This window comes from Paenibacillus sp. S28 (assembly GCF_016624415.1).
GTDB classification, from domain to species: domain Bacteria; phylum Bacillota; class Bacilli; order Paenibacillales; family Paenibacillaceae; genus Paenibacillus_AQ; species Paenibacillus_AQ favisporus.
Window position 1 is genome coordinate 124,619 of record NZ_JACVTM010000009.1, and the last position, 14,539, is coordinate 139,157.

At 55.6% G+C, this 14,539-nt stretch carries 10 protein-coding genes; 2 read left to right on the forward strand and 8 right to left on the reverse strand.

Features of this window, described 5'->3' with window-relative positions:
- Positions 1–33: 33 nt before the first annotated feature.
- Together IAE55_RS21405 and IAE55_RS21410 are read right to left on the reverse strand one after the other, a co-directional pair.
- On the reverse strand, positions 34–804 hold the full coding sequence (locus IAE55_RS21405) for a carbohydrate ABC transporter permease (RefSeq protein ID WP_145948818.1): 771 nt from the start codon (positions 802–804) through the stop codon (positions 34–36).
- A 53-nt stretch (positions 805–857) separates the two neighbouring features.
- Positions 858–1,823, reverse strand: a complete 966-nt coding sequence (locus tag IAE55_RS21410; protein ID WP_374954734.1) for a carbohydrate ABC transporter permease — start codon at positions 1,821–1,823, stop codon at positions 858–860.
- Positions 1,824–2,590: 767 nt separating this feature from the next.
- Here IAE55_RS21410 and IAE55_RS21415 point away from each other — a divergent pair.
- Complete coding sequence (locus IAE55_RS21415) at positions 2,591–3,496, forward strand: RraA family protein (protein ID WP_145163347.1); 906 nt, start codon at positions 2,591–2,593, stop codon at positions 3,494–3,496.
- A 60-nt stretch (positions 3,497–3,556) separates the two neighbouring features.
- On the opposite strand, the gene IAE55_RS21420 is transcribed toward IAE55_RS21415, so the two are convergent.
- Both IAE55_RS21420 and IAE55_RS21425 read right to left on the reverse strand, forming a co-directional pair.
- Entirely contained in the window at positions 3,557–4,726 is a 1,170-nt protein-coding gene (locus IAE55_RS21420) for a helix-turn-helix domain-containing protein (RefSeq protein WP_145163349.1), read from the reverse strand.
- Between the two features lie 46 nt (positions 4,727–4,772).
- Positions 4,773–5,420: a GntR family transcriptional regulator gene (locus tag IAE55_RS21425; RefSeq protein WP_076173642.1), complete on the reverse strand. Its 648-nt coding sequence runs from the start codon at positions 5,418–5,420 to the stop codon at positions 4,773–4,775.
- A gap of 711 nt (positions 5,421–6,131) precedes the next feature.
- On the opposite strand from IAE55_RS21425, the gene IAE55_RS21430 reads away from it, so the two are divergent.
- Positions 6,132–8,135 (forward strand): methyl-accepting chemotaxis protein, encoded by a 2,004-nt coding sequence (locus IAE55_RS21430; RefSeq protein WP_325168672.1) that lies wholly within the window; start codon positions 6,132–6,134, stop codon positions 8,133–8,135.
- A gap of 212 nt (positions 8,136–8,347) precedes the next feature.
- On the opposite strand, the gene IAE55_RS21435 is transcribed toward IAE55_RS21430, so the two are convergent.
- The 4 genes from IAE55_RS21435 to IAE55_RS21450 form a co-directional block, all read right to left on the reverse strand.
- Positions 8,348–9,451, reverse strand: a complete 1,104-nt coding sequence (locus tag IAE55_RS21435; RefSeq protein WP_200633844.1) for a Leu/Phe/Val dehydrogenase — start codon at positions 9,449–9,451, stop codon at positions 8,348–8,350.
- A gap of 198 nt (positions 9,452–9,649) precedes the next feature.
- Positions 9,650–11,392 carry a beta-N-acetylhexosaminidase gene (gene nagZ / locus IAE55_RS21440; RefSeq protein ID WP_145163353.1) on the reverse strand — a complete coding sequence of 581 codons (1,743 nt, stop codon included), beginning with the start codon at positions 11,390–11,392 and terminating at the stop codon, positions 9,650–9,652.
- Between the two features lie 199 nt (positions 11,393–11,591).
- Complete coding sequence (locus IAE55_RS21445; RefSeq protein ID WP_325168673.1) at positions 11,592–12,959, reverse strand: (Fe-S)-binding protein; 1,368 nt, start codon at positions 12,957–12,959, stop codon at positions 11,592–11,594.
- A complete protein-coding gene (locus IAE55_RS21450; RefSeq protein WP_145163355.1) occupies positions 12,952–14,367 on the reverse strand; it encodes an FAD-binding oxidoreductase in 1,416 nt (471 codons plus the stop codon). Before IAE55_RS21450 ends, IAE55_RS21445 begins: the two co-directional genes overlap by 8 nt.
- Positions 14,368–14,539: the final 172 nt, after the last annotated feature.

Below are 14,539 nucleotides of genomic sequence, written 5' to 3' on the forward strand. Positions count from 1 at the left end.
CATTTTTTCGTGGAATCTTATTACGCAGCCAAGCTACCCTTTGAGGCCGGTCGTCGCAATCCCCTCGACAAAATGCTTTTGCGCAAACAAAAAGATAAGCATGGACGGGAGGACGGACAACAGCGACATGGCGAGCAGCTGTCCCCATTGGATATCGAACTGGTCGATGAACATCCGCAGTGCCAGGCCTACCGTAAACTTTTCGACCGAGCTGATGTACAGCACCTGCGCGAAGAAATCGTCCCAGCTCCAGATAAAGGTAAATATCGCGACCGTCATGAGCGCCGGCTTGATCAGCGGGAAAATGATCCGGAGGAAGATGCCGTACACCGACGCGCCGTCGATTTTCGCCGCCTCGTCGAGGTCCCGGGGAATGCCCCGGATAAACTGGACCAGCAGGAAGATGAAGAACGCCCCGCCGCCGAAAAAATGCGGCAGCACCAGCGGCACGTAGCTGTCCACAAGGCCCAGCTTGTTAAAGAGGATGTACTGCGGAACGATCGTTACCTGTCCTGGCAGCATCATCGTCAGCAGCAGGATGGAAAACCAGAAGCCCCGCAGCTTGAAGCTCAGCCGGCCGAAGCCGTAAGCAACGATGGCGGCGGTCAGCACCCCTCCGATGACGTTTCCGAGCTCCATCAGAAGCGAATTGCCGAAGAAGTGGGCGAACGTGTACTCGCTGGAGAAATGCCAGCCTTTGCTGTAATTTTCCCACATCGGCGTCTTGGGCCAGATCGTCGGCAGGCTGAGTTCTTCGGTTTTTTTCAGGGAGGCGCCGACCCACCAGATGACCGGGTACAGCATAAGAAGCGAGAACAAGGAGAGAAACAGATGATTCGTTACCTTGGACTTCAGCTTCACTTCGTTCCCCCTCCTTCCGATTCGTAGAATACCCAGTAGCGGGATGCGGCGAAGTTCACAATGGTCAGGAGTGCGACAATGGCGAGCAGGATCCAAGCCAGCGCCGATGCATATCCCATCTGGTAATGTTTGAACGCCTTCTCGTATAAATACAAGGCATACACGTAAGTGGAGTTGACCGGACCGCCCTTCGTAATGATAAACGCGGAGGTAAAGGTCTGGAAGGAGCCGATAACACCGAGGATCAGGTTAAAAAACATGACGGGAGACAGCATCGGCAGCGTAATGCTGATGAACCGGCGGATCTTCGCGGCGCCGTCCACGGCTGCGGATTCGTACAGCTCCTGCGGGATCTGCTTCAGGCCAGCCAGGAAGATAACCATCGTCGAGCCAAACTGCCAGGTGTTCAGGAGAATGAGCGTGCCAAGCGAAGTGTCGGGATTGGAAATCCACCCTACGCCCTGGATGCCGAACCAGGCGAGCACCTGGTTGATATAGCCGTCGAGGCCGAACATGTTGCGCCACAGGGCTGCCACCGCAATGCTTCCGCCGATCAGCGAAGGAAAATAGATGGCCGTCCGGTACAGGTTCATGCCTTTTAACTTCTGGTTCAGCGCCATAGCCACGAGGAGCGAGAAGAACAGCTTCAGCGGCACGGAGAACAGGACGAACAAAAAGGTGACGCTAAGCGATTTGGTAAAGGTCGAATCATTCGTAAAAATGTTGACGTAGTTTTCGGTTCCAACCCAAACCGGGTCTTCCAGCAGCGAGTAGTCGGTAAAGGACAAATAAAACGATTGGGCGATAGGCCACAGCGTAAGCAGCAAAAAGCCGATGAGCCACGGGGAAATAAAGATGTAACCCGCCAAATGGGTGTCCCCGGTCTTTGCGCGCTTTCGGACGGCGCGTCGGGTCTTTTCCGCTTCGGCTGTCGTTTTCGTTTCTGCAACCATCCTTTTCATTTCCTCCCCTCTTGCATTCCATCATCATAAAAATGATTGTAGTACTACTTTATTCGAAAGCGGTTTCATGATTAAAGGCGACGATTTTACGATAATGTTTGTTTTTTTAAAATCCGTCTGCGCCTCACTCCGCTCCTTCAACTTCAGATGGTAAAAATGAGATATGCTCCGAAACGCCAACTAAATTTCAATGGCGTTGGTTCACTTATAACGAACAAAACTTAGATGTGTATCGTTCCAGGAGTTTGTTCACTGGCAACGAACAGATTGCGATTTTGTCTTTCAAAAGGTGGACAAACGCACCTTATCTTTGATCTCAGTTTTCGTCCCATATATCGGTTAGAATCTACATGTTAATACAAGATGTAGAGATATCTGCTTTTTAGCCGCCCGTAGAAGTATATAGTGTCGTGTCCATCTTTTATAAAACAAAACAAGAATATGTCCATCGGACAAGGACAGAGAATGTACGAGAACTATTTCAAAATGGACAGTGCTGAGAAAAGACCGATTGATTTGAGATTTGCGGAGTACCGGGGAGCAGTTGATTGGTTTAAGATCTGGAGAGTGTCATAGATAAGCCGTTTGGCTTGAGATCTGGAAAGTGTCATAGATAAGCTTTGCGATGATCGAATGGTTCAGCTCTGCTGAAAATTTATAAATTCGATCATCTTAAGAAAGTCGCATCGACAAAACGGAATCCGTCCTTAACAATGGAATCAAGCACTAGGTTCGAAAGCATCCATTGATCGAGGAGGGATTTTGGAATGAAATTTGACAATCCGGAAGATATCATTCAGTTGACGCCGCAGTGGAAGGGCGAGCGGTTCGAGAACGGACGGCCGAAGGTGCCCGAAGACGTGCTGAGAAGAATCCGCAAAATTACGCTGGAAGAAGCGTGGGGGCCGCTCTGGCACCGGGGTTACAAATTCCAGTTTGAAGGCGCCTTCAAAATTGTGCATCCCGACCAGGTCATGGTGGGACGCGCGGTCACCGCGGTCATGGTACCGCAGCGGCCGGATCTGCACGAGACGCTGCTGAACTACGGTCATGAACAGGAAGGCCGCAGCGGCTTTTTCAACCAGTGGGTCATCGATTCTCTCGTTGAAGATGACGTCGTCGTGGTCGATATGTTCGACAAGGTCCACCTCGGCACCTATGTCGGCGGCAACCTCTCGACGGCCATCTCCACCCGCACAAAGCGCGGCGGAGCCGTGATCTGGGGCGGCATCCGCGACAATCAGCAGGTGTCCGAAATCAAGAACATTAACGTCTATTACCGCGGAAGCGATCCGACGGCCATCGGTGAAGTCACCATGGTAGGCATGAACGTGCCGACCCGGATCGGCAAGGCGATCTGCCTGCCGGGCGACGTGGTGCTGGGCACGCCGGCCGGCGTCATCTTCATCCCTCCCCATCTGGCCGAGCTGACGGCCGTGCAGGCGGAGAAATCGCAGGTACGGGACATCTTTGGCTTCGTCCGTCTCAAGGAAGGCGTCTACTCCACTGCGCAGATCGACGCCTCCTGGACCACAACGCTGTGGGAGGACTTCACCCAGTGGTTTGAGAGCGACGAGGCTGCCGCCGAGTATCGGCATCTGACCTGGGAGGCCGAGCTTGAGGAAGCCCGAAAAAATGAGCTCGACGGTCCGAGGAACGACGTGCGGCTGTAGCGGGCTCACAACAAGGAAAAAGGAAGCAGGCTGAATGGCCTGCTTCCTTTTTTTCGCTGCCTATTTGCAGATCGACTCCCGGTACTCACTGGGGGAGACACCGACCTTCTTTTTGAAAATTTGGCTGAAATAGCGGGAATCCTGGTATCCGACCTTTTCGGCAACCTCATAGTTTTTGTAATGGGTGGTCCGCAGCATATCCTTGGCCTTGTCGATCCGGATTTCGGTCAGGTGCTCAATGAACGTCTTGCCGGTGTTCGTCTTGAAGAGCAGGCTCAAATAAGTCGGCGTAATGAACACCTTCTGCGCGACGCTCTGCAGCGAAGCATACTGGCATTCCTGCTCCATGTAATGGATGGTCTTTTTAATAAGGCTGCGGTGGCTCTCTTTGAGCGTGGGCGAAAAGACTTCCCACAGGCCGGTCAGAAACCGGGTGACGTAGCGCTTCAGTTCATCCAGCGTGCCGATCTTCACCAGCGACGTCGCTTCAAACGGCTTGTAAGCGCCTCCATTCCCTTCGTCGGCAATCACCCTTTTTTCGATACCGACCAGCATCCGAATCGTCAGCTCATACATGCTCGTCACGTCGATCGGGCCCTTCTCCAGCAGCGCGGCATAAAACTGGTCCACCGCTTCTGCGATCTCCGCCTCCGTAGCGGCCGAGCGGAAGCTGGCGTACAGCTTTCTCTCCTTCTCGGCCGGGTAGCGCCCGACCTGCTCCATCCGGCGGATTTCGCTGTAATGGATGATCTGGCCCGTCCCGCGGTAAAACTTGTTATTCAGTGCAGTCGAAGCCTGCCGGTAAGAGAGATGGATGTCGCTCAAGTGGCTGCATGGCTTACCTACTCCAATGTTCACCGGATGAGGGAACCGCTGTTGAAGCATGGATTGCACCCGGACCAAAACCTCTTTGGATACCCAGGAAAACAGCAGTCCGATCCTCCCTTCCTCGTCCAGAAAGACGACGCTCCCTTCCGGCACACGCTCCTGAAGATCGGCGCGCATGTTCTCAAGATATGCCAAGCGGTCATGCTCATGGTCATAAGGAGCGGTCGGCTCCAATAACGCAATGGCGGGAAACGTATAGTACGGGTTCAGGCGAAGCCGGGACAGGCTTTCCTTCAGTTCCCCCTTCATATTCGCTTTGCCGGAAATGAGGTGCCTTAGCAGGCGGTCCCTCATCCAAGTCATAACATCCTGGTCATCGAACAAGAAACGTTCATTTAACATGCTTCATTTCCCCTTTATGAAAGGATAACGAACGAGAGGCATGGTTCTAGTCCATATGGATAAATTTATAGGCATGCATATGCTCGATAAAAGCCTCCTCAACCGCGTCCCCGTCCCCTGTCTGGAGGACGGTGATCAGCCGCCGGTGCCACTCGGCCAGCAAATCCGTCGTGTGATGACGATTGGAGATGGCCATAAAGCGCATCACCTTCGTCCTCATTTGGTTCCAGAGCTCCAGAATAGCCTGATTGTCGCAGCGCTTGTAGAAAAATCCGTGAAAATCCATATCCAGCTCGAGGATGCCCAGCGTGTCATCGCGCTCGACGGCTTCCTCCATCGACCGGATAATCATTTCCAATTGCTCGTAATCATCCTCCGATAAAGTTGGCATAGACGTTCGCACGGCGTAACCCTCAATAATTTCGCGGAGCACGAAAATATCTCTGATCTCCTTCGACGTAATATTGGAAACGACCGACCCTTTATTCGGAATGCCGTTGATTAATCCTTCCTGCTTCATCCTCTCCAACGCTTCGCGCACAGGCGCCTGACTGACCTGAAATTTACCCGCGATGTCCAGGACGATGAGCCGCGTTCCCGGCTGCAGCTCGCCTGCGATAATTTCCCGCTTAAGCGTCAAATAAATCTGTTCGCTGATGGAATTCCCCAAAGGGATGTAACTGCTGTTTGACATGACTCTCAGTCTCCATTCGCCGATCATCCATGACCGCAGATTTGACCAACACATACGCAACGGCAGCCAAGTAACCGTTTTCAAAACGGTCGGTCGATAGTTTCGCTGACTTACGTTCCATCATCCCTCCCGCTATTATCGATTATCGATAATTTGTTTCCATCATTATATGGGGACCAGATGCCTTCTGACAACGGAGAATTTTGACGAAAAGGGTTTGATTTTTTATGATCTTTTCGCGTAAATCGACAAGCCGTTTCCGTGGGGCTTCCATCCCTGCCCCTTCCTGCCGCAAGCCCTATCCGCCATCGGACAATCGAATGTTATCCAATAAAAGCCAATCCCATGCATCCTATTTTCGGTATAACCCGCATAGTTCGTCCTACCTATCTAGGAAAAAAAACAGGAAATGAATGGTTCTTCCTTTCATTTTTTCAGAAAAAAATGCCGGTTTATGAAATAAAGATATGAAAATATCGGGGGTACTTGTCGAAATATAGAATAGGAACTAAAACCGGTCGGGATCCTTTCCGCTCAGGCATGCCGTCCGCCGAAACGGATGAATCCATTCAAATATATTACATACCTATTGACGGATTCTCACGGATCGGCAAAGACGGCCCGCCCCGAGCTGCTCTTTTAAGCGCTGCGCCTGTTCACACAGGTGCTGCCGGAACTTTAGACCTATATCGACTGCAGGGGGAATCTCGTTTGAACAAGCTACTCAAGCAAATATCCGGGCTTTTCAACATTAAAAAGCTCAGAAGCAGACTGATGCTCTTCATCTGTCTCATGCTCATTATCCCGACCGTTGTGCTTGCCGTCTTCGCCGTGAACAGCGCCAAAGCACAGCTTCAGGACAAAATGGAGGACACCACGAAGTCAAGCGTCATGCTGCTCGACAAACTGATCAACACGATGGTCGAAATGCAGCTGTCCAACGTGAAACAACTCAGCAATCAGATTACGTATGCCGACATCGAAAACCACTCGGTGGAGACCCGAATCCTGATTGACGATTTTAAAGCGCAGCATCCGGAAATTGAAATCGTCTCGATCGGCACCGACAACGGGTCCTGGATGAAATCTCCTGACCCCGGTCAGCAGCAGTTCGATCCGCGGACCCGCAACTGGTACAAGCTGGCCATGAACAACAAGGGACAGGCCGTTGTCGACGATCCGGCGATTTCGGCCACGACGAAAAACTATGCGGTCGCCATTTCCAAAACGCTACCCGACGGCAAAGGGGTTATCAACATCAGCCTGAGCATCGGGAACATCAACAACATCGTGAAGCAGGTTCACCTTGGCAACGAGGGCTACATCTACTTAGTGGACCGCAACGGCCTCTTGATGTCGCACCCGACCGAGAAGGTGGGTTCCAAGTTTGTCGGCGACCAGCTCAAAACGATGCAGGGTAAAAATGAAGGGTTGCTCGACTACACCAACCCGCTCAATGGCGTTGGCCAGCGCGGCTATTTCGTGACCAACGAGCTGACCGGCTTCAAAATCGTCGGCATCCTTCCGGAGAGTGAATATACAAAGGCGACGACGCCGATCTTCTGGACATCGGCCATCGTTCTTGTGATCGCCGTTATTGCCGCGCTGATCGTGATGTTCTTCATCATCCGCAGCATGACGCGTCCGATCGAGCAGCTGAACCGTTCGGCGAAGCGCGTAAGCGAAGGGTATCTGAACGACCGCGTCGTGACGAAGCGGCGAGACGAAATCGGAGACCTGGCGCATAACTACAACGCCATGGTCGACTCGCTGCGCCGGATGGTACTGGACATGTCGGAAACCTCCAGCCAGCTGGCGGCCTCGAGCGAAGAGCTGACCGCCAGTACGGAGCAGAATGCGCAGAGCGTCGAATTCGTCTCCAATCTGATGACGGATTCAGCCCAAGAGGCCAACAACCAGGCCATCGCCGCGCAGGAAAGCGCGCGTACGATGGAGGAAATGGCCAGTGGTATCCAGCGTATTGCCGAATCGGCCAGCACCATCGTCGATTCGTCGAGCCGTACGGAAGAAGACGTGCACGCCGGCAGCCGGAAGGTTCAGCTGGTCAGCACGCAAATGGACACGATCAAGAAGTCCACGCACGAGTCTGCTGCGCTGATCGAGAAGCTGAACGACCACAGCGCAAGCATCGCCGCGATGAGCACGGCGATCTCCGAAGTGGCTAAGCAGACCAACCTGCTCTCCCTGAACGCCGCGATCGAAGCGGCGCGGGCCGGCGAGCATGGACGCGGCTTCGCCGTCGTCGCCGAGGAAGTCCGCAAACTGGCGGATCAGTCGAACCTCACAGCGGAGGAAATCCAGCACACGATCCAGGAGATGACGATGCTGATCACTGACGCGTATAACGTGATGCGTCATAAAGTGCAGTCCGATGTGGATCAGGGGATGGAAGTTACGGCAGAGGCGCTCGAAGCTTTTGCCAATATCGAAAAATCCGCCAAGCAGATTACCGACCAGATCCAGGACATTTCCGCCGTCACCGAGCAGATGTCCGCGAGCAGCGAAGAAGTGTCCGCCTCCGTGCAGGAAGTGGCCAGCATTTCGCGCAACACGGTCGCGTCGTTCGAGCGCGTGAGCGCCGCGAACCAGGAGCAGCTGGCGTCCATGGAAGAAATCTCATCTTCGGCGAACAGCCTGTCGAAGATGGCGGTGGACATGCAGGAGAAAATCGACCGCTTCAAGCTGGAGGGCTGATTGGGGCGGGCAGCAGCCCGCTTGATTTCCCGGCCACCGGAGGTTTAAGAAATGTTAAAAAGCGTACCGTACGGTTTAAGTCCGTGCGGTACGCTTTTTGGTGTTTATTACGGGTGTGTCCCCGTCGGTATGCCTCTTAGTGCCTGCAGGTTTGATGTGTTTCCCCACTAACCTGAGCGGTTCCCTGCTTAGTTTCCAGCGGGCCCTCTCGCTTAATGCCCAAAGCGGCGGCTCAGCACATGATGCGGATTTTGCAGGAACGGGCTACGCGTATTTTTAAGCGTTTCGATGCGCTCGATCGCAAGCCGGTCCGCGGCGGCATACGTCGGGATCCCCGCTTCCCGGGAGATGTCGAAGATGCGGGAGATGCTGCTATAAATCCCGCTGATTTGCTTCCCGGCGCGGTCCTTGTTATAGCCGTTCAGCTCGTCGGCAATATTGATGACGCCGCCGGCGTTAATGACGTAATCCGGCGCGTAGACGATGCCCAGTTCGTGAATCAGGTCTCCGTGCCGGGCTTCCTTCAGCTGGTTGTTGGCCGAGCCGGCAATAACCTTTGCCTTCAGCTTCGGAATGCTCTCATCATTGATGATGGCGCCCAGCGCACAGGGGGAGAAAATATCGCAATCAACGCCGATAATATCCCCCGGCGCCACCGCGGTGGCGTTATACTTCTCCACCGCGCGGCTGACCGCCTCCTCGTTGATATCCGTCACGATCAGCCTGGCGCCTTCCTGATGTAAATACTCGCACAGGTGGAACGCCACGCTGCCGACGCCCTGCACCGCAATCGTCCGGCCTTCCAGCGAATCGGAACCGAAAGCTTCTTTGGCGGCGGCTTTCATACCTTGATATACGCCGTACGCCGTCGCTGGCGACGGATTGCCGGACGAGCCGTAGGTCGGGGAGATCCCGGTCACAAAATCCGTCTCCTGATGAATGATATCCATGTCGGCCACCGTTGTGCCGACATCCTCTGCCGTAATATAGCGGCCGTTCAATCCTTGTATGTATCTTCCGAAAGCCCGGAACATCGCTTCGTTCTTGTCCTTTTTCGGATCGCCGATGATGACGGTCTTGCCTCCGCCCAGGTTCAGTCCTGAAATGGCGTTCTTATAGGTCATGCCCTTAGCCAGACGCAATGCGTCTTCGATTGCGGCTTCCTCGGAAGCGTAAGTCCACATCCGGGTCCCGCCCAGTGCCGGCCCGAGCGTCGTATCGTGAATCGCAATGATCGCTTTGAGTCCGGACGACTTGTCCTGACAAAAAAGCAGCTGCTCATAATCGTACTGTTCCATTGCGCTAAACAGTTCCATATCGGTGTTCCCTCCATTGTGATTCATGCCTCATGCTACTTACGCTTATAAGCGTAACAGGATCATTATAGTAATGATTTGACTTGAAAGTAAAGTTTTCACCCGTGTTATCCGACTTTCCTGGCTATACCCGACTAGGCGTGCTTGAACACAAAAAAGACGGCTGACGCCGTCTTAAAATGCCTTTGTCCCTGCTTCTCACGTTTCCGTCTGCAATCCCCAACCGGCGGGGTACGATGCGCCGAGCGATACCGGCAGACGCCCTTTGAAAGGGATAGCACCGGCGATCGCCTTGGCGGTGCTCACAAGCGCCAGCGGACGGCTCTCGTAGGCCGCAACCAGTGCAGACGCTTCCGGAAAACACATCAGGTCGTACGGATTGCGAAGCGCGGCCACCACGACCGGTTTGCCAAGCGCGAGCAAATCCTGGACCAGCTTGATCTGCGCCGGGTCAAACTGCGCATTGTACGTGCCCACGACGATCTGCCGCACCTCCCCGCCTCCGGCTTCCTCCATAAGGCGGCCTGCCTGCTCCGCCACTTCGGCCAGCGGCACCTGACGGTCGCTCACGTCGATCCCCTGTGCGGCCAGGGCGCTGCCCAGGCTTTCCGTCCTCGCGATCGCTTCGTCGGCGATCGTCAGCGCGGCAGCCGCGACCGAGATGACCAGCGTGCGCTGCCGTTCCAGCGGCAGGATGCCATCCCTTGCTTGCACCAGCGTAATGCTTGCCTCGCTGATCCGGCGGGCCAGATCCATGTGGGCTTCGTTCCCGGGGAGCTTGTCCCGCAGTCCGGGCGCTGCCTGATTGCCATTTTCGGCCAGCTCGTCCTGCAGCCCATGCGAGTCTTCGACTACTTTCCCGTCCAGCTCCAGCCGCAGCGTCCCCAGCTCCGCCGGGCTGCCGAGCAGTCCGCGCTTCGCCTTCAGCGCAAGCAGCCTCCGCACGGAGGCGTCGATCCGGCTCTCCGCGATCCGGCCGGAGCGGACCGCCTGCTCCAGTGCCTCCATCGCCTCCACCTGCAGCTGCGGGGTCTGGCTGATCAGGACGGTGTCCGCTCCCGCTTCGACCGCCATCACCGCAGCCTTGACGGTGCCGTAATGCTCGGCGATCGCTTTCATTTCCATGCAGTCGGTCATGACCACACCATCGTAGCCGAGCTCCTCGCGCAGCAGGCCGGTCAGCACGGCATGCGACAGCGTTACCGGCAGCTTGGACGGCTCTAGCGCCGGAAAATAAATATGCGCCGACATGACCGCGTCGATGCCTTCGGCGAACGCCTTTCTGAACGGAACGAGCTCCACCTCATCCATCCGCTCCCGGTCGTGTGTAATCGTCGGCAGGTCCAGATGGGAGTCCACGGCTGTATCCCCGTGACCCGGAAAATGCTTTGCCGTGGCCGCGACGCCCGCGTCCTGCAGGCCGCGGAAAGCAAGCGTCCCGTACTCCGCCACCGCTTCCGGGGACTCCCCGTAGGAACGGACGCCGATGACCGGATTCAGCGGATTGTTGTTCACATCGAGCACCGGCGCAAAGTTCAGGTTGATGCCGAGGGAACGCAGTTCCTCCCCGCTGACGCGCGCGGACTCGTACACCCAGTCCGCCGAGCCCGCGGCGGCCAGTGCCATATTTCCCGGCATCAGAGCGACGCCTTCCGTGATCCGGGCGACCATTCCGCCTTCCTGATCAATGGAAATCCACAACGGCAGCGTCCCCGACGCAGCGGCCGCCTGCTGCAGATCCCGGCTCAGCCTGCCCACCTGCTCTGTCGTCTTCACATTGCGGGCGAAATAAATGACGCCGCCGATCTGATGCGTGCTGATGAACTGCCGCAGCTCCTCGCTGATTTCCGTCCCCCAAAAGCCGCAAACGAACATCTGCCCGATTTTTTGCCGCAGACTCATGCTCTTGATCAGCTGATCGATCTTCCGTTCCTGATTCATCGTGATATCCCCCTAGCCCATATGCTGTATCAATTGCGCTGCTGATTCCGATTTGATTGCGAAATATCATCGTCGCTCTCAAATCCATTGCAGCATGATTTAAAATATCGATTCTGATATGATTCGAATCTTCAATGATCCATTTCTCTGATTTCAATTTCGATCTACCGGATCCGGTTCCCCTTGCGATTCCTTCTGCCTATTCGGTCCGCTCCTGCAGCCGCTCATGCAGAAAATCGACGATATGGACGGCCTTCATGCTGCCGCTGAGGCCTTCCTTCTCGATGCCGTGCTTCATCTGGAGCAGGCAGCCGGGATTGCTGGTCAGCAGATACTGGGCATGCGTCACTTCCACATGCTCCATCTTGTGATCCAGAATGCTACCGGCCATTTCCGGTTGCGTCACGTTGTAGACGCCGGCTGAGCCGCAGCAGCGATCGGCGTTTTTCATTTCGATAAACTCGGCGCCCTCCACTTGGCGCATTAAAACGCGGGGGGCGTCCGCCGATTTCATCACGTTGCGCAGATGGCAGGAATCCTGATAGGTGATTCTCACCTTCGGGTCCCCTTCTGGAGCAGGTCCTGCCGAAGGAACGCCGAAGTTTAAGCTTCGGCCCGCACGGACAAGCAGCTCGCTGACGTCGACGACACGCCCGGCGAACCAGGCTGCATCCTCCCGCCACTGCGGATCTTCATGCAGCAGATGGTCGTATTCGGTCAGGATCGCCCCACAGCCGCCCGCATTGGAGACGATATAGTCCACATTCGCCTCCTTGAAGGCGCGGATGTTGCTGCGGGCGAGCTCCCGCGCTCCTTCCGCCTCGCCGCTGTGCGCATGCAGGGCGCCGCAGCAGTTCTGCGCCGCCGGAATCACTACATCGAAGCCGGCTGCGGTAAGCAGATCCACGGTATGAATGTTCGTGTCCGTGAACAGCACATCCATAATGCAGCCTCTGAAGAGCGCTGCAGTTGCGATTTTCTCGCCTTTTGCCGGGTGATACGCGCCGATCTTCTCCAGCACGCCCTTGCGCGAAGCTTCGGGCAATATTTTCTCCATATCGCTGATATGCTTCGGAAACAGCTTCATGATGCCGGTGGACCGCGCTACCTTCCGCAGCCCCGACTTCTGGTACAGCTCGAGGCCTCGGCCCACGAGCTTCATCCGCTTCTGATGCGGAAAAACCGTTTTGAACGCCGCATGACGGGCAGCCTTCACCAGCGGTTTATGCTGCTTGTGATCCTCGATCGCGTCCCTTGCCTGTTCAATAAGCTGCCCGTATTTGACGCCCGCCGGACAGGCCGGCTCGCAGGCGCGGCAGCCGAGGCAGTGGTTCATCTGCTCCTCGAACGCCCCATCCGGCTCCATAATGCCGTCCGCGACGGCCTTCATCAGGGCAATCCGGCCACGCGGCGACTCGGCCTCGATGCCCGTCTCGGCAAAGGTCGGACACGCCGGAAGGCAGAAGCCGCACCGCATGCAGTTGGTCAGCTGATCCTCATCGAGGCGCAGCCGGAGCGTCTCGGCGAGCGGATTCGCCCGCTCCTTCACGTTCACCGCGTTACCCACGATCGATCACCACCCGTTTTCTCGTTTCTTTTGCGAACATTTTCCCCGGATTCAGCAGGTTATGCGGATCAAAGGACTGCTTGATCGCCTTCATGACTTCCATCCCCGCTGCCCCGACTTTCCATTCGAGGAACGGCGATTTAACCAATCCGACCCCGTGCTCGCCGGTAATCGTTCCCCCGAGCCGGATCGCTGCTTCGAAGATTTCCTCGAACGCTTCGTCCACCCGGTGAATTTCCTCCTGATTGCGCGCATCGGTTGTTGCCGTCGGATGAAGGTTGCCGTCTCCCGCATGGCCGAAGGTGCAGATCTGGACGTCATATTTCTTCGCGATGCGGTTGATCTCAAGCACCATATCCGCAATCTTGGAACGCGGCACCGTCGCGTCCTCAAGAATCGTCGTCGGCTTCAGTCTTGCCAGCGCGGTAAACGCGCTGCGCCGGGCGGTCAGCAGCCTCTCGGCCTCCTCCGCGCTCGCCGCGATACTCACCTGATCGGCTTGCTCGCTTCGGCAGATCTCCGTGATAAGCGCAATATCCCGCTCCACGGTTTCCATGTCGCCGTCCTGTTCGATCAGCAGGATCGCTTCCATGTCGAGCGGCAGCCCCAGCTTCGCATAATCGTCCACAACCCGGATCGTGGAGCGGTCGAGAATTTCCAGGGTAGCCGGAATGATCCGGTTCTCGATGATTTTGGATACCGTACGGGCCGCGCCATACAAATCCTTGTACATCGCCAGCATCGTCTTCTTGTACTTCGGCGGCGGAATCAGCTTCAGCGTCGCCTCCGTGATGATGGCCAGCGTTCCCTCCGAACCGACCAGCAGCTTCGTCAGATCGTAACCGGCCACATCCTTCATCAGCTTGCCGCCGGTTCGAATGATGTCGCCGCTCGCCAGGACGGCCTCCAGCCCGATCACATAATCCTTGGTCGTTCCGTATTTCAGCCCGCGCAGGCCGCCCGAGCATTCGGCGATATTGCCGCCGAGGGTCGAGATCGACATGCTGCTCGGATCCGGCGGGTAGAACAGGCCGAGCTCCTCCACATGCGTAATAAACTGTTTCGTATTTAGCCCGGGCTGAACGATCGCCGTTAAATTTTCCATATCGATCTCGAGGATCCGGTTCATCCGGTGCATGACCATGACGACGCCGCCTTGAACGGGCACCGTGCCGCCGCACAGGTTCGTTCCCGAACCCCGGCCGACGACAGGGATTTTATGCCGGCTCAGCACCTTCATGACTTCGGAGACCTGGCTGGTATTTTCCGGGTATACGACTGCATCCGGCAGCGACTGCAGCATCGGCGTGCCGTCATACGAATGCGTGACCAGCGACTGGGGATCATCCTTTACATAAGAGCTGCCCAAAATGGCGACAAGCTCGCGTTTTACGTCTTCCTGCAGCAAGGAAAACACTCCTTTACATTCCATAATCGATATCAGTGCGTATAAATTAGTCAGGTCATCTGATGACTTTTATTGTGATCAAGTATACACTAAAATAAATGAATCTATATAGATTGAATTCAAGAAAGTCACATTTTAGACACAATTATTCCCCGTAGATCAAGGAATGACT

What these genes read in the sequence shown, in the direction of transcription:
- IAE55_RS21405 (WP_145948818.1), bottom strand. Translation starts at nt 804, where the DNA reads ATGCTGTACCCGGTCATCTGGTGGGTCGGCGCCTCCCTGAAAAAAACC.
- IAE55_RS21410 (WP_374954734.1), bottom strand. Translation starts at nt 1,823, where the DNA reads ATGAAAAGGATGGTTGCAGAAACGAAAACGACAGCCGAAGCGGAAAAG.
- IAE55_RS21415 (WP_145163347.1), top strand. Translation starts at nt 2,591, where the DNA reads ATGAAATTTGACAATCCGGAAGATATCATTCAGTTGACGCCGCAGTGG.
- IAE55_RS21420 (WP_145163349.1), bottom strand. Translation starts at nt 4,726, where the DNA reads ATGTTAAATGAACGTTTCTTGTTCGATGACCAGGATGTTATGACTTGG.
- IAE55_RS21425 (WP_076173642.1), bottom strand. Translation starts at nt 5,420, where the DNA reads ATGTCAAACAGCAGTTACATCCCTTTGGGGAATTCCATCAGCGAACAG.
- IAE55_RS21435 (WP_200633844.1), bottom strand. Translation starts at nt 9,451, where the DNA reads ATGGAACTGTTTAGCGCAATGGAACAGTACGATTATGAGCAGCTGCTT.
- nagZ (WP_145163353.1), bottom strand. Translation starts at nt 11,392, where the DNA reads ATGAATCAGGAACGGAAGATCGATCAGCTGATCAAGAGCATGAGTCTG.